The organism is Kitasatospora sp. NPDC058444, from assembly GCF_042721415.1.
GTDB lineage: Bacteria > Actinomycetota > Actinomycetes > Streptomycetales > Streptomycetaceae > Kitasatospora.
On sequence record NZ_JBHXLL010000005.1, the window covers coordinates 39637 to 62354 of the forward strand.

Sequence of the window (22718 nt, forward strand, 5' to 3'; positions counted from 1 at the left end):
CGGTCAGGAATCACGTTCGCCGAGGGCCAGCCTCAGCAGGCTTTCGCCGTCCATCTCGTCGATCGACTCGATGGCGGTCACGGGTGCGGCGTCCTCGGCGGCGGGCGCGGACTCCTGCGGGGCGAGCCGCAGCAGCGGCTCCAGCAGTCCGGACTCGCGCAGCCGGGACATCGGGACGGTGAGCAGGACGCGGCGCAGCCGCTCCTCCTCGTCGGCGTCCGGGGCGTCGTCGCCGAGCAGTTCGGCCGTGATCTGTTCGGCCAGCTCACGCGGGGTGGGGTGGTCGAAGATCAGGGTGGCCGGCAGGGCCAGCCCGGTGGCCGAGGTCAGCCGGTCGCGCAGTTCGATCGCGGTGAGCGAGTCGAAGCCGAGGTCGCGGAAGGCCCGGTCGGCGGCGACCGCCCCGGCCGCGCTGTGGCCGAGGACCAGTGCGGCCTGCTGCTGCACGGTCTCCAGCAGCAGGGCGCGGCCGTCCTCGCCGGACAGCCCGGCGAGGCGCTCGCGCAGCGCGGTGCCGTCCTGCGGGCCGCCGGTGGCGGCCCCGGTGAGGACCTGCCGCACCTCGGGCACGTCCTCGATCAGCGGCTGCGGGTGGTAGGCGGTGAAGCCGGGCACGAAGGCCGGCCAGTCCACGTCCGCGACGGTCACGCAGACGTCGCCGGTCCGGACCGCGGTGTCCATCGCGTCCAGGGCGAGGTCCGGGGCCATCGGCCGCAGGCCCCGGCGGCGCAGGAACTCCTCGGCGTCGGCGTCGGCGGCCATGCCCTCGCCGGCCCACGGGCCCCAGGCGACGGAGGTGGCCGCCAGCCCGCGGGCCCGGCGGTCGACGGCGAGCGCGTCCAGCGCGGCGTTCGCCACCGCGTACGCGGACTGCCCGCCGCTGCCCCAGACGCCGGCGATGGAGGAGAAGAGCACGAAGTACTCGAGGGGGGTGTCGCCCAGCAACTCGTCCAGGCAGGCCGCGCCTTCGGCCTTGCCGTCCACGATCGCGGCGAACTCGGCGCGCGCGGTGGCTCCGAACGGCGTCGGGTCGCCGACGCCGGCCGCGTGCACCACGCCGCTCAGCGGGAACTCCGCCGGGACGGCGGCCAGCACCCCGGCCATCCCGGCCCGGTCCGCCGTGTCGCAGGCGGCGACGGTCACCCGGGCGCCCAGCGCCTCCAGTTCGGCGACCAGCTCGGCGGCACCGGGCGCCGCGGGGCCCCGGCGGGAGACCAGCACCAGGTGCGGGACGCCCTGCCCGGCCAGGCGGCGCGCCACGGCGGCGCCCAGCGCGCCGGTGCCGCCGGTGATCAGTACGGTGCCGGCGGCGTTGGCGGTGGCGGCGGGCACCGGGTCGGCCGTCACCGACCCGGTGCCGGCCGGGACCAGCCGGCGGGTGAAGGCGCCGGTGGCGCGGACGGCGACCTGGTCCTCGGTGCCCGACAGCACCTCGGCCAGCCGGTCGCCGAGGACCGGCCCGGCCGGACCGCCGACGTCCACCAGCCCGCCCCACAGCCGGGGCAGTTCCAGGCCGACCACCCGGCCCAGGCCCCAGATCCGGGCGTGGCCGGGCCGGACGGTCTCCTCCTCGCGGACGGTCACCGCGCCGGAGGTGACCCACCAGAGCGGCACCCGCCGGTCGGAGGCGGCCAGCGCGTCGATCAGGTCCAGGGCGTCCGCGACGGGGTCGGCGTCGGCGGCCGTACCGGGGAAGGCCAACACCCCGGCCAGGTCCGCGATCCCGGGCAGGTCGTCGGCGAGCCGCCCGGTCGTGGTCCGCACCACGCGGGCGCCCGCCCGCTCCACGGCGGCCAGGCAGGCCTCGGCCAGGTCGGCGCCCGGGGCTGCGGGCTCCGCGGCCCCGGCGGGCAGGACGGCCAGCCAACTGCCGGACAGCAGCGGCGGAACGGCCGCGGTGGGCAGCGGCTTCCAGGTGATCCGGTAGCGCCAGGCGTCGGAGCGCTCCTCCGGCCGGGCGGAGTGGCGTGCGAGGGGCGGCGGCGCCCAGTAGTGCTGCCGGTCGAAGGCGTACCGGGGCAGCAGCGCCCGGTGCCCGCCCCAGTCGGCGTACACGGCCGGCCAGTCCACGGCCGCCCCGGAGGTCCAGAGCGCGCCGAGCGCGGCCGGGGCGGTCTCGGACTCGGGGCGGTCACGGCGCAGCAGCGGCGCGAACGTGCCCTCGGCCCCGGCCTGTCGGGCCATCGCGGACAGCACGCCGTCCGGGCCGAGTTCGGCGAAGCGGGTCACGTCCTGTCCGCCCAGGGCCTGGACGCCGTCGGCGAAGCGGACGGCGTCGCGGACCTGGCGGAGCCAGTAGTCGGGGGTGGTGAGCAGTCCGGGTTCGGCGAGGCCGCCGGTCAGGGTGGAGACGATCGGGATGTCCGGCTCGGTGAAGGTCAACTTCGCCAGCACGGAGGCGAATTCGTCGAGCATCGGCTCCATCAGGGCCGAGTGGAAGGCGTGCGAGACGGTCAGGCGACGGGTCTTGCGGCCCTCGGCCGACCAGCGCGCCGCGAACTCCTCCACCGCCTCAACCGGTCCCGAAACCACCACCGCGGCAGGCCCGTTGACGGCCGCGACGTCCAGCCGCTCGCCGATCTCGGCCCGCACCTCGGCCTCGGTGGACTCCACCGCCAGCATCGCACCGCCCTCGGGCAGCGCGTCCATCAGTCGGCCGCGCGCCGCGACCAGGGCGCAGGCGTCCGCCAGCGAGAACACCCCGGCGACGTGCGCCGCGGCCACCTCGCCGATCGAGTGCCCGAGCAGCACGTCCGGGACCACGCCCCAGGATTCGAGCAGCCGGTACGACGCCACCTCGACCGCGAACAGCCCGGCCTGCGCCCAGACCGTACGGTCCGGATCCTCGGCGCCCTCGAACACCACGTCCTTCACCGACCGCCCGAGCAGCGGGTCCAGCTCCGCGCACACCGCGTCGAACGCGTCCGCGAACACCGGGAACGCCTCGTACAACCCCGCGCCCATGCCCGCCCGCTGCGCACCCTGCCCCGTGAACAGGAACGCCGTCCGCCCCTCGCCCGCCGCCTCGCCCGCGACCAGCGCGTCGAGCGCGGCCGTGAACGCCTCACGGTCGCCGCCGAGCAGGACCGCCCGGTGCTCCATGGCGGTCCGGGCGAGCAGTCCGCGCCCGACGTCCACCGGGCCGGCCTCCGGGGTGGCGGCCACGAAGGCCCGCAGCCGGCGCGCCTGGGCCCGCAGGCCGTCGGCCGTCCGGGCCGAGAGCGGCCAGGGGACGAGCGCCGGGACGCTCACCGGCTCGGGGGCCACCGGGGCCTCGCCCTGCTCGATGACCACATGGGCGTTGGTGCCGCTCACCCCGAAGGAGGAGATCCCCGCCCGGCGCGGACGGTCCGCCTCCGGCCACGGCCGGGCCTCGGTCACCAGCTCCACCGCGCCCGCCGACCAGTCCACCAGCGGCGTCGGCTCGTCCACGTGCAGGGTCGCCGGGAGCACGCCGTGGCGCATCGCCAGCACCATCTTGATCACACCCGCCACACCGGCCGCCGCCTGGGTGTGCCCCAGGTTGGACTTGACCGAGCCGAGCAGCAGCGGACTGCCCTCCGGCCGGCCCTGGCCGTACGTCGCCAGCAGGGCCTGGGCCTCGATCGGGTCGCCGAGCCGGGTACCGGTGCCGTGCGCCTCCACCGCGTCCACCTCGGCGGCCGACAGGCCGGCGGCGGCCAGCGCCTCCCGGATCACCCGCTGCTGGGACGGGCCGTTGGGCGCCGTCAGCCCGCTGGAGGCGCCGTCCTGGTTGACCGCGCTGCCCCGGACCACGGCGAGCACCTCGTGCCCGAGCCGCCGGGCGTCGGAGAGCCGCTCCACCAGCAGCACGCCGGCGCCCTCGGCCCAGCCCATCCCGTCCGCGGCGGCGGCGAAGGACTTGCAGCGGCCGTCCGCAGCCACGCCCTGCCCGCCGCCCAGCGAGCCGAACACCTCGGGCGCGGCCATCACGGTCACCCCGCCGGCCAGTGCCAGGTCGCACTCGCCGCCCCGCAGCGCCTGCACGGCCAGGTGCAGGGCGACCAGCGAGGAGGAGCAGGCGGTGTCGATCGTGACCGCCGGGCCCTCCAGGCCGAGGGCGTACGCGACCCGGCCGGAGACCACGCTGCCGGCGGTGGCGGTGCCCAGGTAGGCCTCGCTGCCCTCGGCCCCGCCGGGGAGGTAGTCGTGGTACATCATCCCGGCGAACACCCCGGTCCGGCTGCCGCGCAGCCGCTCCGGGTCCAGTCCGGCGTACTCGAGGCTCTCCCAGGAGGCTTCGAGGAACAGCCGCTGCTGCGGGTCCATCGCCACCGCCTCGCGCGGCGAGATGCCGAAGAACGCCGGGTCGAACCAGCCCGCCTCGTGCACGAAGCCGGCCTGCCGGGTGCCGTCGCCGCCGAGTTCCGCGAGGTTCCAGCCGCGGTCGGTGGGCAGCCCCGACTGGCCCTCGCCGCCGGTGGCGACCAGCCGCCACAGCTCCTCCGGGGTGGCGATCCCGCCGGGCAGCCGGCAGGCCATCCCGACGATCGCGATCGGCTCCCGGGCCTTCTCGTGCGCCTCGCGCAGCTCCTGGCGGGTCTCCTGCAGTGCGGCCGTGGCCTGGCGCAGGTACCTGAGCAGCTCTTCTTCCCTGGTCGCGCTCATCTCGTCTCCCCCGGATCTCACTGCGCCTGGTCGAGGATCTGGAACAGCTCCTCCGCGGTGGCCGTCTGCAGGCTCGCCGCACTGTCGGTGGTGCCGAACTCGCCGAAGCGGGCCGCCAGTTCACGCAGCCGTCGGCCGACCGCGGCCCGCTCGGACTCGTCGGTTCCGACGGTCTTCAGGGCCTCCTCGAACCTGGCCAGCTCATCCAGGGCGCTCGCGGCCGGGGCGGCCGGCGCCGGGGCGAGCGCGTCCCGGAGGTGGCGCGCCAGGTCCAGCGGCGTGGGGTAGTCGAAGATCAGCGTCGCCGGCAGGCGCAACCCGGTGGCCAGGGCCAGCCGGTTGCGCAGTTCGACGCCGGTGAGCGAGTCCATGCCGACCTTCAGGAAGCCCCGCTCGGCGCCGACCGAGCCCGCCGAATCGTGGCCGAGCACCGTGGCGGCCTGGGTGCGCACCAGGTCGAGCAGTGCCTCCAGCCGCTCCCGGTCGGAGAGCCCGGACAGCCGCTCGGACAGGTTCCCGTCGCCGGCCGCGGCCGCGGCGGGCCCGCCCGTCCCGGACGCCGCCGGCGCCGCGGGGATCAGCCCGCGCAGCAGCGGGGGCAGCAGGCCCTGGGTCCGCAGCGCGGCGGTGTTCAGGTTGATCGGCACGACCACGGCGGTGCCGGCGGCCAGACCCGCGTCGAACAGCGCCAGTCCCTCCGCGGTGGACACCGGCGTCATGCCGAGCCGGCGCACCCGGTTGACGTCCAGTTCGGTGAGGTTCCCGGTCATCCCGGTCGGCTGCGCCCACGGGCCCCACGCGAAGGAGACCGTGTCGAGCCCCTCCGCCCGGCGGGCCTGGGCGAAGGCGTCCAGGAAGGCGTTGGCCGCGGCGTAGTTGGCCTGGCCCGCGCCGCCGAAGGTGCCGGCCGCCGAGGAGAAGAAGTGGAAGCCGGAGAGCCCGGTGCCGCGGGTCAGCTCGGCCAGGTGCAGCGCGCCGCCGACCTTGGCGTGCAGGACCCGGTCGACGCGCGCCGGGTCGAGCCCGACGAGCACCCCGTCGTCCAGTTCGCCGACCGCGTGCACGACGGCGCGCAGCGGGGCCTCGGCCGGGATGCCGGCCAGCAGCGCGGCCGCCGCCGTGCGGTCGCCCACGTCGCAGGCCGCGATCTCGGCGGCGGCGCCCAGGTCGGCCAGTTCGGCGACGAGTTCGGCGGCGCCGGGGGCGTCCGGCCCGCGCCGGCCGGCCAGCACCAGGTGCCGGACGCCGTGCTCGGTCACCAGGTGGCGGGCCAGCGCCTGGCCCAGGGTGCCGGTGCCGCCGGTGATCAGCACGGTGCCGTCCGGGTCGAACACCGGCGTCTGCGCCGGGGCCGGTACGGACAGTCGGGCCAGCCGCGGAACGCGGACGGCGCCGGCCCGCAGCGCGGCCTGGGGTTCGTCGGTGCCCAGCGCGGCGAGCAGCGCGGGGGCGGTGGACTCGTGGCCGTCCTCGTCGAGCAGCACGAACCGGCCGGGGTGCTCGGACTGGGCGGACTTCAGCAGGCCCCAGGCCGCCGCCGCGGGCAGGTCGCCGGGGGCCTCGGCCGGATCGGCCGCGACGGCGCCCCGGGTGACCAGCACCAGGCGGGAGGTGCCGAAGCGGTCGTCGGCGAGCCACTGCTGGGCGAGTGCCAGCGCCCTGTGGGTGGCGGTGCGCACCGCCTCCACCGGGTCGCCGCCGGCGGTGCCGGTGAGCGGGACCAGGACGGTCGCCGGCTCGTCGGAGCCGCCGAGCGCCGCCGCCACCGCGGCGAGGTCCGGGTGGCGCTCGGCCGGGGCCCCGGCGGCGGTGAGCCGCTCGGCGATCCCGGACGGGTCGTCACCGGCCAGCAGCAGGCGGCCGGGCGCGGTGGTCCGGGCCGGGTCGGCCGCGGTCCACTCGACCTGGAACAGCGACTGCCCGGGGGCCGGGGCGGTGCCGAGGTCGTCCGGGACCGGCCGGGAGACCAGCGCCTCGACGGAGGCGACGGGCAGCCCGGTGTCGTCCGCGGCCTGGAGGGTGATCCCGTCCCCCTCGGCGAAGGCCAGCCGGACCCGCAGCGAGGTGACGCCCCGCTGGTGGCAGCCGACTCCGCGCCAGGCGAACGGCAGCTCGGCCCGGGCCCGTTCACCGCGCTCGGACTCGCGCAGCGCCCGCAGCATGCCGATGCCGTGCAGTGCCGCGTCCAGCAGCGCCGGGTGGACGCCGAAGCGCTCGGCGTCGGGGCCCGGCTCCGGCAGGGCCACCTCGGCGAAGATCTGCTCGTCGCGGCGCCAGGCGGCGCGCAGGCCCTGGAAGGTCGGGCCGTACGCGTAGCCGCGGGCGGTCAGCTCCTGGTAGAAGCCGCCGAGGTCGATCGCGGCGGCGTCCCGCGGCGGCCACTGGGCGAGGTCGAACGCCGGGGAGGGGGCCTCCGGGGCGAGGGTCGCGGTGGCGTGCCGGGTCCAGCCGTCAGTACCGGCGCCGGGGGCCGTGCCGTCGTCCGGCCGGGAGTAGACGCTCAGCGTCCGGCGGCCTCCGGCGTCCGGGGCCTGGACGACGGCCTGAAGGCGCACTCCGCCGTCCTCCGGCAGGACCAGCGGGGTCTCCAGGGTGAGCTCCTCGACGTGGCCGCAGCCGACCTGCTCGCCGGCCTGCACCGCGATCTCGACGAAGGCGGTGCCGGGCAGCAGGACGGTGCCGAGCACGGCGTGGTCGGCCAGCCAGGGCTGGGAGCGGCGGGAGAGCCGGCCGGTCATCAGGACGGCGTCCAGCCCGGCCAGGTCGGCGGCGGCGCCGAGCAGCGGGTGCCCGGTGGCGCCCAGCCCGGCCGTGCCGGCCCGGGCGGCACCGCCGCCGGCCCCGGAGCCGCCGAGCCAGTAGCGCTTGCTCTGGAAGGCGTAGGTGGGCAGGTCGACGGTGCGGGCGCCGAGGCCGTCGAGCAGCCGCGCCCAGTCCACGGCCAGGCCGCGCAGGTGCGCCTCGGCGGCGGAGGTCCGCAGCCGGTCCAGGCCGCCCTGGTCCCGCCGCAGCGAGCCGACCACGGCGCCGCCGCCGGTGACGGCCTCGTCCAGGTCCTCCAGGGTCTCCTGGATGCCGACGGTGTGCATCGGGTGCGGGCTGGCCTCGACGAAGTGCCGGTAGCCCTCGGCCGCGACGGCGCGCACGGCCTGCTCGAAGCCGACCGGGTTGCGCAGGTTGCGGTACCAGTACCCGGCGTCCAGCTCGGCGGTGTCCGTCCAGCGGCCGAGCGCGGTGGAGTAGAAGGAGACCGCCGAGGGGCGCGGGGTGATCCCGGCGAGCTCCGCGGCCATCCGCTCCTCCACAGCCTCGACCTGGGCCGAGTGCGAGGCGTAGTCGACGGCGATCCGGCGGACCCGGACCCCGTCCGCCTCGCCGGCGGCGAGGAACTCCTCCAGGGCCGCGGTCTCGCCCGAGACCACCGTGGAGGAGGGCCCGTTGACGGCGGCGACGGAGATCCGCCCCGCCCACGGGGCGATCCGTTCCTCGACCCCCGCGGCGGGCAGCGCGACCGAGACCATGCCGCCCGTGCCGGACAGCGCGGTCAGGGCCCGGCTGCGCACGGCCACCACCCGGGCGGCGTCCTCCAGGGACAGCGCGCCGATCACGCAGGCGGCCGCGATCTCGCCCTGCGAGTGGCCGATCACCGCGTCCGGTTCGACGCCCCAGGAGCGCCACACGGCGGCGAGCGAGACCATCATCGCCCACAGGGCCGGCTGCACCACGTCCACCCGGTCCAGCGGGGCCGCGCCCTCGACGCCGCGCACCGCGTCGACCAGCGACCAGTCGGTGTACGGGGCGAGCGCCTCGTCGCAGGCGGCGAGGTGCTCGGCGAAGACCTCCGAGGACTCCATCAGGTCGGCGGCCATGCCGGCCCACTGGGCGCCCTGGCCGGCGAAGACGAACACGGTGCGGCCGTCCACGGCCGAGCCGGTCAGCGTGCCCTCGGGGGTCCGGCCCAGGGCCAGGCCGGCGAGGCCGTCGCGCAGTTCGGCCCGGTCGGCGGCGAGCACCACGGCGCGCTCGGTGAACGGGGTGCGGGTGGTCGCCAGCGAGTAGGCGAGGTCGGCGAGGTCCGCGGCGGGCTCGTCGTCCAGGTGCGCCAGCAGCCGCTCGGCCTGCTCGCGCAGGGCCTGCGGGCCGCGGGCGGAGAGCACGAAGGGCAGCGCCCCGGCCTCGCGGTCCTGGCGCGGTTCCTCCTCGGGTTCCGGGGCCTGCTCCAGGACGGCGTGGGCGTTCGTGCCCGTCCCGCCGAAGGAGGAGACGCCGGCCCGGCGCGGGCCCTCGGTCCGCGGCCAGGGGCGGGCCTCGGTCAGCAGTTCGACCCGGCCCGCGCTCCAGTCGACGTGCGGGGTCGGCTCCTCGGCGAAGAGGGTCGGCGGCAGCACGCCGGCGCGCAGCGCCATCACGGTCTTGATCACGCCGGCGACACCGGAGACGGACTGGGTGTGCCCGATGTTGGACTTCAGCGAGCCGAGCCCGACCGGCCGGTCCTCGGGGCGGTCCTGACCGTACGTCGCGATCACGGCCTGGGCCTCGATCGGGTCGCCGAGCGAGGTGCCGGTGCCGTGGGCCTCGACCAGGTCGATGTCGGTCGGCCGCAGCCCGGCACTGGCCAGCGCCTGCAGGATGACCCGCTGCTGGGACGGGCCGTTGGGGGCGGTCAGGCCGTTGGAGGCGCCGTCCTGGTTGGTCGCCGAGCCGGTGTACAGGGCGAGGACGGGGTGCCCGTTGCGGCGCGCCTCCGAGAGGCGCTCCAGGACGACCACGCCGACGCCCTCGCCCCAGTTGGTGCCGTCGGCGGAGGCGGCGAAGGCCTTGCAGCGGCCGTCCGGCGCCAGGCCGCGCTGGCGGCTGAACTCGGTGAAGGAGACCGGGGTGGGCAGCACGGTGACGCCGCCGGCCAGGGCCAGCGTGCACTCGCCGTTGCGCACGGCCTGCCAGGCGAGGTGCAGCGCCACCAGCGAGGACGAGCAGGCGGTGTCCACGGTGACCGCCGGGCCCTCCAGGCCGAGCGTGTACGCCAGGCGCCCGGACACCGCGGCGGTGCCCGTCCCGGCCAGGAAGAAGCCCTCCGAGGCGGCGATGCCGTCCTGGGCGTCCACGCCGTAGCCCTGGAAGGAGGTGCCGACGAAGACGCCGGCCTTGGCGCCGGCCATCGTCGCCGGGTTGATCCGGGCGCGCTCCAGCGCCTCCCAGGCCGCCTCCAGCAGCACCCGCTGCTGGGGGTCCAGGGTGATCGCCTCGCGCGGGCTGATGCCGAAGAACTCGGCGTCGAAGTGGCCGGCGCCGTCCAGGAAGCCGCCCTCGCGGACGTAGGAGGTGCCGGGCCGGTCCGGGTCGGGGTGGTAGAGCGCGTCCAGGTCCCAGCCGCGGTCGGTGGGGAACGGGGTGACGGCGTCCTGGCGGGCCAGGACCAGCTCCCACAGGTCCTCCGGGGAGCGGACGCCGCCGGGGAAGCGGCAGCCGATGCCGACGATGGCGATCGGGTCGTCGTCCGCCGGGGCCGCGTGCTGCTCCGGCCCGCGGGCCGCGGCCGCCGGGGCGCCGAGCAGCAGGGTCGCCAGGTGGTCGGCGACGGCGGCCGGCGTCGGGTGGTCGAAGACCATGGTGGCCGGCAGCCGCAGCCCGGTGGCGGTGCGCAGCCGGTTGCGGACCTCGACCGCCATGATCGAGTCCAGGCCGACCTCGCGGAACGCCCGGGCGGGCTCGACGTCCCCGGGCCCGGGGTAGCCGAGCACGGCGGCGGTGTGGGTGCGGACCAGGTCGAGGACGACCCGGCCGCGCTCGCCCTCGGGGAGGGCGGCCAGCCGCTGGGCGAACTCGCCCTCGGCCCCGCCCTCGGCGGCGCCCTGCGGCCCGGAGTCGGCGAGCGCCTCCCGGGCCTCGGGGATCTCGCCGATCAGCGGCCGCTCGCGGGCGGCGCTGTAGGCCGGGGTGAAGGCGGCCCAGTCGATGTCCGCGACGGTCAGCAGGGTCTCGTCGTCGGCGAGCGCCTGGCCGAGCGCGGTGACCGCGAGCTGCGGGTCCATCAGGGCCAGGCCCCGCCGGCCGAGGACGGCCATCGCCTCGCCGGTGGCCATGCCGCCGCCTCCGCCCCAGCCGCCCCAGGCGACCGAGGTGGCGCGCAGCCCGAGCGAGCGCCGGTACTGGGCGAGCGCGTCCAGGCGGGCGTTGGCGGCCGCGTAGGCGGCCTGGCCGCTGCCGCCCCAGACGGCCGCGCCGGAGGAGAAGAGGACGAAGGCCTCCAGACCGTCCCCGGCGAGTTCGTGCAGGTGGACGGCGCCGGCGACCTTGGCCTCCAGGGTGGCGGCCAGTTCCGCGACGTCGGTGTGCAGCACGGGCGTGCTCTGGGCGACGCCGGCCGCGTGCACGACGGCGGTCAGTTCCGGCAGCCGCGCCAGCAGGGCGGCGACGGCGGAGCGGTCGGCGACGTCCAGGGCCTCGATCCGGACCTCGGCGCCGAGCGCGGTCAGCTCCGCGGCCAGCTCCGCGGCTCCGGGGGCATCTGGTCCGCGCCGGCCCGCCAGCACCAGACGCTCGGCGCCGGCCCGGGCCAGCCAGCGGGCCACCCGGCCGCCGACCGCGCCGGTGCCGCCGGTGACCAGGACGGTGCCGCGGGGCTGCCAGCCGCCCGCGCCCGGGGCGTCCTCACGAGGGGCCCGGACCATCCGGCGGCCGAAGACGCCGGCCGCGCGCAGCGCCACCTGGTCCTCGCCGGTGCCGCCGTGGACCACGGCGGCCAGCCGGGCCCGGGCGCGTTCGTCCGCCTCGGCGGGCAGGTCGAGCAGGCCGATCCGACGGCCGGTCAGTTCCAGGCCGGCGGTCAGGCCGAGGCCCCAGGCGCCGGCCTGCTCCGGGCGGGTCAGCGGGTCGGTGCTGCCGACCGAGACCGCGCCCCGGGTGACCAGCCAGAGCGGTGCCGTGCCGCCGGTCGCCTCGACGGCCTGGAGCAGGGCGAGGGTGCGGGCCAGTCCGCGGGAGAGCACCGGGTGGTCCGGGTGGGTCTCCTCGTCGAGGGCCAGCAGGGAGAGCACGCCGGCCGGTTCCTCGGCCGTCGCCCCGGCGATCAGCTCGCCCAGGCCGTGGCCGGAGGGGTCGTCGGCGGCGGGCGAGACGGTCACCACGCGGGCGCCGTGGGCGCCGAGCGCGCGGGCGCAGAACGCGGCGGCCGGGTCGTCCTGCCCGCCCGGGGTGACCAGGAGCCAGGTGCCGGAGAGCTCGGCGCCGTCGGTGCGGGCGATGCGCCGCCAGCGCACCCGGTAGCGCCAGTTGTCGATGGTGGAGCCGTCCCGGCGGCGGGCCCGCCAGGAGGAGAGCACCGGCAGCGCGGGCGCGGCGGCGGCCAGCGCGGCGCGGGCGTCCGGGTCGTCCACGCCGAGCGCCTCGGCCAGTCCGGCCGGGTCGGCTTCGGAGACCGCCGCCCAGAACCGCTCCTCGGCCGGGTCGCGCAGGGCGTCGCCGGCGGCCGCGTCCCGGGCCGACGGGAGGTCGAGCCAGTAGCGCTGCCGTTGGAAGGCGTAGGTGGGCAGCTCGACGGGGGTGGCCGGGGCGCCGCCGAGGACGGTGGACCAGTCCGGGCGGGCGCCGTGCGCGTGCGCCTCGGCGAGCGAGCGCAGGAACCGGGCCGGGCCGCCCTCGTCGCGGCGCAGGGTGCCGACCACGGTCACCTCGCCGGTGCCCGGGAGCTCCTCGGCCGCCTCCTGCACGCCGGGGCCGAGCACCGGGTGCGGGCTGGACTCGACGAAGGTGCGGTAGCCGTCCTCCAGCAGGGAGCGGACGGCGTGGGCGAACCGGACCGGCTCGCGCATGTTGCGGTACCAGTAGGCGGTGCCCAGCTCGGTGGTGTCGAGCGCGCCGCCGGTCACGGTGGAGTAGAAGGCCGTCCGGGCGGGCCGCGGCTCGATGCCGGCCAGCTGCTCCAGCACCGCCTCGCGCAGCGGCTCGACCTGCGGCGAGTGGCCTGCGCCGTTGACCCGGACCTTGCGCACCCGGACGCCGTCGGCGATCAGCGCCTCGACGAACCCGTCGACGGTCTCCGGGTCGCCGGCGACCACGATCGAGCGCGGGCCGTTGACGGCGGCGATGTGCAGCTCGCCCGGCGAGGCCTCGATCCGGGCGGCCACCTCGGCCTCGGGCAGCGAGACCGAGGCCATGGCGCCCTGGCCGGCGAGGGCCAGCAGCAGCTTGCTGCGCAGCGCGACGATCCGCATCGCGTCGGACAGCGTGAGCGCGCCCGCGACGTGGGCCGCCGCGATCTCGCCCTGGGAGTGCCCCACCACGGCGGCGGGGGTGATGCCGTGCGAGCGCCAGAGCGCGGCCAGCGACACCATCATGGTGAACAGCACGGGCTGGACGACGTCCATCCGCTCGATCGGCGGGGCGTCCTCGGCGCCGCGCAGCACGTCCTCCACGGACCAGTCGGCGTACCGGGCCAGGGCCGCGTCGCAGGCCCGGACGGAGTCGCGGAAGACCTCGGAGGTCTCCAGCAGTTCGGCGGCCATGCCGGCCCACTGGGTGCCCTGGCCGGGGAAGACGAACACGGTGCGGCCGCCGGCGGCGGCGACCCCGCGCACCAGGCCCTCCGCCGTCCCGTCCTCGGCGAGCGCCGTCAGCAGCTCGGTGAAGCCCTCGCGGTCGTCGGCGATCAGCACCGCGCGGTGGTCGAAGTCGGAGCGGCTGGACGCCAGCGCGGCAGCGACCTGATGGATCGTCAGTTCCGGCCGGGTGGTGAGGTGTTCGCCCAGCCGCGCGGCCTGGGCGCGCAGCGCGGCCTCGCCGCGGGCGGACAGCAGCCAGGGGGTGGGGGCGCCGGCCAGGGACGGGGCGGCCGGCGGTGCCGGGGCCTCGGCCGGTTCCGGCGCCTCCTCCAGGATCACGTGGACGTTGGTGCCGCTCATGCCGAACGAGGAGACGCCCGCCCGGCGGGTGCGCCCGCCGCGCGGCCAGGCCACCGGCTCGGTGAGCAGGCGCAGCGCGCCCGCCGACCAGTCCACGTGCGGGGTCGGCTCGTCCACGTGCAGGGTGGCGGGCAGCAGGTCGTGCCGCAGCGCCTGGACCATCTTGATCACGGCGGCGACGCCGCCCGCGGACTGGGTGTGCCCGATGTTGGACTTGACCGAGCCGAGCCAGACCGGGCGGTCGGCCTCCCGGTCCCGGCCGTAGACCGCCTGGAGGGCCCGGGCCTCGATCGGGTCGCCCAGCTCGGTGCCGGTGCCGTGCGCCTCGATGGCGTCGACGTCGCCGGGGGCGAGCCGGGCGGCGCCCAGCGCCTGCCGGATGACCTTCTGCTGGGCCCGGCCGCTGGGGGCGGTCAGCCCGTTGCTGGCGCCGTCGTGGTTGACGGCGGTGCCGCGGACCAGGGCCAGCACCCGGTGGCCGTTGCGGCGGGCGTCGGAGAGCCGCTCGACCAGCAGCATGCCGGCGCCCTCGCCCCAGCCGGTGCCGTCGGCGGCGGCGGCGAAGGCCTTGCAGCGGCCGTCGGTGGAGACCGCGCCGCCCTGGGTGCCCTCGACGAACATGGTCGGCACGACCATCAGGGTCACGCCGCCGACCAGGGCGAGCGAGCAGTCGCCGCGTCCGAGCGCCTCGCCCGCCATGTGCAGCGCCACCAGCGAGGAGGAGCAGGCGGTGTCGATGGACAGCGCCGGGCCCTCCAGGCCGAGGGTGTACGCGACCCGGCCGGAGGTGACGGAGGCGGCGGTGCCGAGCATCAGGTGCGGGCCGATGCCCTCGGGCACCTCGGTGGCGCCGACGCTGTAGCCGGTGGTGGCGTTGCCGACGAAGACGCCGGTCGGGCTGCCGTGCAGCGTGGTCGGGTCGATCCCGGCGCTCTCGATCGCCTCCCAGGCGGTCTCCAGCAGCAGCCGCTGCTGGGGGTCCATCGCCAGCGCCTCGCGCGGGCTGATGCCGAAGAAGGCGGGGTCGAAGTCGGCCAGGCCCTCGACGAAGCCGCCGTCGAGGCCGTCCGCGAAGCCCTCCGGGAAGGCGCTGAGGTCCCAGCCGCGGTCGGCGGGCACCGGGGTCATGGCGTCCACGCCCTGGCTGACGATCCGCCACAGGCCCTCGGGGGTGTCGGCGCCGCCGGGCAGCCGGCAGCTCATGCCGATGATCGCCAGCGGGTCGTCGGCCGGGGAGGCGGCCGCCGGGGCGGGAGCGGAGCCGGCGCCCGCGGGCCGGGCCTCGGCCTCGGCCTCGCCGAGCAGTTCGCGGCCGAGCTCCTCGGCGACCAGCGCCGGGGTCGGGTTGTCGAAGACCAGGGTGGCCGGCAGCCGCAGGCCGGTGGCGGCGGCGAGCCGGTTGCGCAGCTCGACCGCGGTCAGCGAGTCGACCCCGAGCTCCTTGAACGCCCGGTTCGGGTCGACCAGTTCGGGACCGGCGAAGCCGAGCACGGCGGCGGCCTGGCCGCGCACCTGCTCCAGCAGCAGCCGGGCCCGGTCCTCCGCGCCGAGTCCGGCCAGCCGGCGGCCGAGGGCCGAACCGGCGGCGGCCGGGTCGGCGCCGGCGACGCGGCGGGTGCCACCGCGGACGAGTTCGCGCAGCAGGGGCGGCAGCGAGCCCGCGGCGGCGGACAGGGCGGCCTGGTCCAGCTCGGTGGGGACCAGCGCCGGGTGGGGCAGGGCGAGCGCCGCGTCCAGGGCCGCGAGGCCGCGTTCGACGGAGAGCGGCGGGAAGGCGGAGCGGGCGATGCGCTCGCGCTCGGCCCCGGTGAGCCGGCTGGTCATGCCGGCGGTGTCCTGCCAGGCGCCCCAGGCCAGCGACAGCGCGGGCAGCCCGGCGGCGCGGCGGCGGTGGGCGAGGGCGTCGAGGTAGGCGTTGGCGGCGGCGTAGCCGGCCTGTCCGGCGCTGCCCAGGGTGCCGGCGGCGGAGGAGTACAGCACGAACGCGGCCAGGTCGGCGGGCCGGGTCAGCTCGTCCAGGTGCGCGGCGGCGTCCGCCTTGGCGCGCAGGACGGCGGCGGCGCGCTGCGGGGTCAGGCCGGTGACCACGGCGTCGTCCACCACGCCGGCCAGGTGGAACACCCCGGTCAGCGGGCGGGTGAGCCCGGCCAGCACCGCGGCGAGCGCGTCCCGGTCGGCGGTGTCGCAGGCGATCAGCTCGGCCTGCGCGCCGTGTCCGGCCAGCGCCTCGGTGAGCGCGGCGGCGCCCTCGGCGGCGGGGCCGCTCCGGCTGAGCAGGGTGAGGTGGCGCACGCCGTGGACGGCGGCCAGGTGCTCGGCGAGCACCCGGCCGAGGCCGCCGGTGCCGCCGGTGACCAGGACGGTGCCCTCCGGGTCGAAGGCGCGCGGCACGGTGAGGACGACCTTGCCGATCTGGCGGGCCTGGCTGAGGTGGCGGAACGCCTCGGGGGCGGTGCGCAGGTCCCAGGCGCGCAGCGGCGGCAGCCGCAGCTCGCCGGCGCGGAACAGCTCCAGCAGGGTGGTGAGGATCTCGCCGATCCGCTCGGGCCCGGCCTCGATCAGGTCGAAGGCCTGGTAGCGCACCCCGGGGTGGCGGGCGGCGACCTCCTCCGGGTCGCGGACGTCGGTCTTGCCCATCTCCAGGAAGCGGCCGCCGCGCGGCAGCAGGCCGAGCGAGGCGTCGACGAACTCGCCGGCCAGGGAGTCCAGCACCACGTCCATGCCGCGGCCGTCGGTGGCCTCGGCGAAGCGCCGGGCGAAGCCGGTGTCCCGGGAGGAGGCGATCCGGTCGGCGGCGACGCCGAGGGCGCGCACCGCGTCCCACTTGGCCGCGCTGGCGGTGCCGTAGACCTCGGCGCCCAGGTGCCGGGCGACCTGGACGGCGGCGGTGCCGACGCCGCCCGCGGCGGCGTGGATCAGCACCGACTCGCCGGCCCGCAGGCCGGCCAGGTCGACCAGGGCGTAGTAGGCGGTGGCGTAGGCGATCGGGACGGCCGCGGCCTCGGCGAAGGACCAGTGCGCGGGCATCGGCGCGAGCAGCCGGTGGTCGGTGACGGCGGTGGGGCCGAACGCGGCCGGGCAGAGGCCGAACACCCGGTCGCCGGGCCGCAGGCCGTCGACGTCCGGGCCGACCTCCAGCACCACGCCGGCGGCCTCGCCGCCGAGCACGACCTCGCCCGGGTACATGCCGAGCGCGCCCAGCACGTCGCGGAAGTTCAGGCCCGCCGCGCGCACGCCCAGGCGCACCGTGCCGGGGGCGAGCGGTGCGGCCGGGTCGACCGGCAGCAGTTCGAGTGCCTCCAGGGTGCCCGGGTTCCGGGTGTCCAGCCGCCAGGCCCCGGCGCCGGCCGGGGCCGGCAGGCCGGCGGGTAGGGCCGCGCGGACCAGGCGGGCGGCGGCGAGTGCGCCGTCGCGCAGCGCCAGCTGGGGTTCGCCGGAGGCGACGGCGGCGGTCAGCGCCTCGGCCGGCACCGGCGCCCCGGTGGGGGCGTCCAGCAGGACGAAGCGGTCGGGGTGCTCGGTCTGCGCGGTGCGCACCAGGCCCCAGGCGGCCGCGCCGGCCGGGTCGGCGAGCGGGTCCCCGGGGGCGGCGGCGACCGCGTCGCGGGTGAGCACCACCAGCCGGGAGGCGGTGAAGCGGTCGTCGGCCAGCCAGTCCTGGAGCACGGTCAGGACGCGGGTGACGGCCGCCTCGGCCGAGCCGGCCGGGCAGGGCAGCACCACGACGCCCGGCACGTGGCCGTCCTGGTCGACGGCTTCGGCCAGGGCGTCCTCGGCGTCCAGCAGGGCGAGGTCCGCGGGCACGGCGACGTTCGCGCCCGCGTCGGTCAGGCGCCGCCAGTCCACCCGGTACAGCCCGGCGGTGTCGGCGGACGGCCCGGCGGGGGCGGCGGCGCGCAGCACGAGGCGCTCGACGGTGACGACCGGTCGGCCGTCGCCGTCCCAGGCCGCCAGGGAGAGCGCGTCCTCGCCCAGCGGGGTGATCCGGGCCCGCAGGCCGGGGGCGCCCGAGGCCCGCAGGGCGACGCCGGCCCAGGAGAACGGCAGTCCGGCGGTGAGCGCGGTGCCCGCGGCTCCCCCGGTGGCCGTGGAACGGGCCGCGAGCGCGTGCAGGACGGCGTCCAGCAGTGCCGGGTGCAGGCCGTAGCGGCGGGCCTCCTCGGGCTCACCGGCCCGGGCCTCCACCAGGATGGCGTCGCCGTGCCGCCAGGCGGCGGTCAGGCCGCGGAAGGCCGGGCCGTACGCCAGTCCGGCGGCTTCCAGCAGCTCGTACACGGCGTCCACGTCGGCCGGGTCGGCGTCGGCCGGGGGCCACTGCCGGGGGGCCGGCTCGGCCGCCGCGCCGTCGTCGACGGGGGCCAGCACGCCGGTCGCGTGCCGGGTCCACGGCCCGTCCGGCCAGGTGCCGTCGGCCCGCTCCTCGGGGCGGGCGTGCACCGAGACGGTGCGCCGGCCGTCCGGGCCCGCGGCGCCGACGGCCACCTGGACCTGGACGGCGCCGCGCTCGGGCAGCGCCAGCGGGGCCTCCAGGACCAGCTCGTCGAGGTCGCCGCAGCCGACCTGGTCGCCCGCGTGGACGGCGAGTTCGACGAAGGCGGTGCCGGGGACGACGACCCGGCCGTGCACCCGGTGGTCGGCCAGCCACGGGTGGGAGTCGGCGGACAGCCGTGCGGTGAACAGCAGTTCGTCGCCGCCGGCGAGCGAGATCCCGGCGCCGATCATCGGGTGGCCGGTGGCGCTGAGGCCGACCGCGCTCACGTCGCCCCGCCAGGAGGCGGTGTCGGGCCAGTACGGCGCGGTCTCGAAGGCGTAGGTCGGCAGGTCCAGCAGGGGGCCGTCGCCGAAGAAGGCGGCCCAGTCGACGGCGCCGCCGTGCGCGGACAGGCCGGCCAGCGCGGTGACGGCGCTCAGCGGCTCGGGCCGGTCGCGGCGCAGCAGCGGGGCCAGGAAGACGGTGTCCTCGCGGTGCGCGAGGCTCTCCCGGGCCATGGCGGTGAGCACGCCGTCGGGCCCGAGTTCGAGGTAGCGGGTGACGCCCTGGCCGTCGAGGTACCGGACGCCGTCGGCGAAGCGGACGGTCTCGCGGACCTGCCGGGCCCAGTGCTCCGGGTCGGCCAGCTGCTCGGCGCCGACGGGGGCGCCGGTGAGGTTGGAGACCACCGGGATCACCGGGGGCCGGAACGCGAGCCCCGCGACGACCTCGCGGAACTCCGCCAGCATGCCGTCCATGTGCGCCGAGTGGAAGGCGTGCGAGACCCGCAGCTCGCTGGTGCGCAGGCCGTGTTCGCGCCAGGTGTCGGCGAGCGCCAGGACCGCCTCGCGGTCGCCGGAGACGACCACCGAGGCCGGCCCGTTGACGGCGGCGACGGCGACCCGGTCGGCCACGGCGGCCAGGTCCTCGCGGACCCGTGCCTCGTCGGCCCCGACGGCGAGCATCGCGCCGCCCTCGGGCATGGCCTGCATCAGCCGGCCGCGCGCGGCGACCAGCGTGCAGGCGTCGTCCAGGGAGAGCGCCCCGGCCGCGTGCGCGGCGGCGACCTCGCCGACCGAGTGTCCGAGCAGGAGGTCGGGGGCCGGGCCGAAGGCGGTCGCCAGGCGGTACAGCGCCACCTCGACGGCGAACAGCGCGGCCTGGGTGTAGGCGGTCCGGTCGAGCAGCGCGGCGGTGTCGCTGCCGGGCTCGGCGTCGAGCATGGCGCTCAGCGGCGGGTCGAAGTGCGGGTCCAGCCGCTCGCACACCTCGGCCAGGGCCGCGGCGAACACGGGCTGGGCGGCGGCCAGTTCGGCGCCCATCCGGGCGCGCTGGGCGCCCTGGCCGGTGAACAGGAAGGCCAGCTTGCCGCTGGTGCGGGCGGTGGCGCGCACCACCCGGCCGCTCTCGGTGCCGTCCTCCAGCGCGGCCAGTCCGGCCAGCAGGTCGGCGCGGTCGGCGGCGACGACCACCGCGCGGTGGTTCAGCGCGGCGCGGGTGAGGGCCAGCGAACGGCCGAGGGCCGCCGGCGGCACCGACGGATCGGCCGTCAGCAGGGCGCGCAGCCGCGCGGCCTGGCCGCGCAGCGCGGCCCCGCTCTTGGCGCCGAGGACGAACGGGAGCTCGCCGGTGGCCTGGGCGGTCCCGGCCTGCGCGGCCCCGGGCTCCTCCGCTCCGGGCTCGGCGGCCTCGGGCGAGGCGGCCTCGGACTCGGCGGCCTCCTCCAGGATGACGTGGGCGTTGGTGCCGCTGATGCCGAAGGAGGAGACGCCCGCGCGGCGCGGCTCGGCGCCGCGCGGCCACGGCCGGGCCTCGGTGAGCAGCTCCACCGAACCGGCCGACCAGTCCACGTGCGGGGTCGGCTCGTCCACGTGCAGGGTGGCCGGGAGCACGCCGTTGCGCAGCGCCATCACGGTCTTGATCACGCTGGCCACGCCGGCCGCGGCCTGGGTGTGGCCGATGTTGGACTTGACCGAGCCGAGCCACAGCGGGCGGCCCTCGGGGCGGCCCTGACCGTACGTCGCCAGCAGGGCCTGGGCCTCGATCGGGTCGCCCAGCTCGGTGCCGGTGCCGTGCGCCTCGACCAGGTCGATGTCCCCGGTGGACAGCTTGGCGCCGGCCAGCGCCTGGAGGATGACCCGCTGCTGGGACGGCCCGTTGGGGGCGGTGAGCCCGTTGGAGGCGCCGTCCTGGTTGGCCGCCGAGCCGCGCACCACGGCGAGCACCGGGTGCCCGAGCCGGCGCGCGTCGGAGAGCCGCTCCACCAGGAGCACGCCGACGCCCTCGGACCAGCCGGTGCCGTCGGCCGCGGCGGCGAAGGACTTGCACCGGCCGTCCCCGGCCAGCCCGCGCTGCTTGCTGAACTCGGTGAAGACGCCCGGGGTGGCCATCACGGTGACGCCGCCGACCAGCGCCAGCGAGCACTCGCCCTGGCGCACCGAGCGGGCGGCCAGGTGGAGCGCGACCAGCGAGGAGGAGCAGGCGGTGTCCACGGTGATCGCGGGGCCCTCCAGGCCCATCGCGTACGAGACCCGGCCCGAGATGACGGCGCTGGCGCCGCCGGTGAGCAGGTAGCCCTCGCCGCCCTCGTGCGGCGCCCCGGCGACCAGCGCGGTGTACTTCTGGTCGCCGGCGCCGATGAAGACGCCGGTGTCGCTGCCGCGCAGCGAGGTGGGGTCGAGGCGGGCGCGCTCGACGGCCTCCCAGCAGGTCTCCAGCAGCAGCCGCTGCTGCGGGTCCATGGCCAGGGCCTCGCGCGGCGAGATGTCGAAGAACCCGGGGTCGAACTCGGTGGCGCCGGCGACGAAGCCGCCCTCGCGCACGTAGCTGGTCGCGGCCCGGTCCGGGTCGTCGTCGAAGAGGCGGTCGAGGGCCCAGCCGCGGTCCTCCGGGAACGGGCCCATGGCGTCGGCACCGCCGGCCACCAGGTGCCAGAGGTCCTCGGGTGAACGGACGCCACCGGGGAACCGGCAGCTCATCCCGATGATCGCCAGCGGTTCGGTGTCCGCCGCCTCGAAATCGGCCAGGCGCTGCCTGGTCCGGTGGAGATCGGCGGTGACCCGCTTCAGATAATCGCGAAGCGTATCCTTATCAACCATCTGGTGAAACCCTCTTCCACGGATGGCGCGAAATATTGACGGGAATGACCGGCCGGCCCCTTACGGGAATTCTTGGACTTTCGCCGCCGCCGCATGCACCAGCCGCCCGATTCGCCGGTCCGCCGGACGCAGGCTAACCGCGCGCCGACGCCGCCAACCACCCCTAGCCTTGCGGGGATTCCCCCTTAACCGGCACAACGGCCGGAAGGATAGGGGTTGACCCCTCATCACCACCCGCCGGATTCTGGGGAAAAATTTCCTCGCGATGATTGGCCGGGTCATGGTGGAGCGGCAAAGGACCAGGGTTCTCTTCGACCTCAACGATCCGCAGCTCCATAGGAACAGATACGCCTACTATCGGCGGCTGCGCGAGACCGAGCCCATTCACCATTCGCCGTACGGATTCTGGACGCTCAGCCGCTACGACGACGTGGACGCCTTCCTGCGGTCCCCGCAGGCGTCCTCCAGCGTCACCACGGACCCGGCGTTCGCGGAGCAGCGCGGCGGTCCCGACAGCCCGGCGATGCGCAGCCTGAGCCGCTGGATGCTGGTGAAGCACGGCGAGGAGCACCGCAAGCTGCGCCGGATCATCGCCAGGGCGGTGACGCCGCGCGCCGTGCAGCGCCTCGAACCGGAGATCCTGCGCATCGTCAACCGGCTGATCGACGAGATGGGCGAGGGCGAGGTCGACCTGATCGAACAGCTCGCCGCGCCCGTCCCGGTCGCGGTGATCTGCGGTCTGCTGGGCATTCCGATCGAGGACGCGGACAAGTGCCTGAAGTGGACGAACGCGATCGCCAACATCATCGACCCGCTGATCACCCCGCGGATGCGGGACGCGATGAACCAGGCCGAGCCGGAGTTCAGCGCCTACATCCGGCACCAGATGGAGCTGCGCCGGGCCGAGCCCCGCGACGACGTGCTGACCATGCTGATGGCCAAGGACGAGGACGGCGAGGGGCTCAGCGACGAGGACGTGATCGCCCAGGTGCTGCTGCTGTTCAACGCCGGGCACGAGACCACGATCAACGTCATCGGCAACAGCATGCACGCCCTGCTGACCAACCCCGACCAGCTGGAACTGCTGCGCGCCCACCCGGAGATGATGGGCGACTGCTTCGAGGAGCTGGCCCGCTACAACTCCACCGTGCAGGTCATCATGCGGCACCTGACCGACGACCTCGTCCTGTCCGGGCAGCGCATCCCGGCCGGCGACGTCGTCCTGGCGGTCCTCGGCGCCGCCCACCGCGATCCGGCGAGGTTCCCCGACCCGGACCGCCTGGACCTGCGCCGCGAAGGCGTGAAGTCGCTCGCCTTCGGCTCCGGACCGCACTACTGCATCGCCGCGATGCTCGGCCGCACCGAGGTCTGCCTGACCATCACCGAGCTGCTGCGGCGGTACGGGAGGATCGAGCTGGCCTCCACGGAGCTGGAGTGGCACACCCGGTTCAACTTCGTGCTGGGCCTCAAGCGCCTGCCGCTCAAGGTCGCCCACCGCGCCTGAGCCGCCGGCCGGGGAAACGGAACCGCCCGGGAGCGTACGAGACGCTCCCGGGCGGTTCTCCGTTCCTCCGGGCGGTCACCCGGCTCTCCGTGCCGTCGCCCCGCTTCCGGGTGGCC

General features: G+C 77.0%; 3 protein-coding genes. 1 reads left to right on the top strand and 2 read right to left on the bottom strand.

Annotation, left to right across the window (positions count from 1 at the left end; translation table 11 throughout):
- Nucleotides 1-3 precede the first annotated feature (3 nt).
- Both ACFWP2_RS07990 and ACFWP2_RS07995 read right to left on the bottom strand, forming a co-directional pair.
- A complete protein-coding gene (locus ACFWP2_RS07990; protein ID WP_380449408.1) occupies nucleotides 4-4650 on the bottom strand; it encodes an SDR family NAD(P)-dependent oxidoreductase in 4647 nt (1548 codons plus the stop codon).
- Nucleotides 4647-21098, bottom strand: a complete 16452-nt coding sequence (locus ACFWP2_RS07995) for a type I polyketide synthase (RefSeq protein ID WP_380449409.1) — start codon at nucleotides 21096-21098, stop codon at nucleotides 4647-4649. Before ACFWP2_RS07995 ends, ACFWP2_RS07990 begins: the two co-directional genes overlap by 4 nt.
- Nucleotides 21099-21378: 280 nt before the next feature.
- Between ACFWP2_RS07995 and ACFWP2_RS08000 the strand changes: the two genes are divergently transcribed.
- Nucleotides 21379-22602 (top strand): cytochrome P450, encoded by a 1224-nt coding sequence (locus tag ACFWP2_RS08000; protein WP_380449410.1) that lies wholly within the window; start codon nucleotides 21379-21381, stop codon nucleotides 22600-22602.
- The last annotated feature ends 116 nt before the right edge of the window (nucleotides 22603-22718 follow it).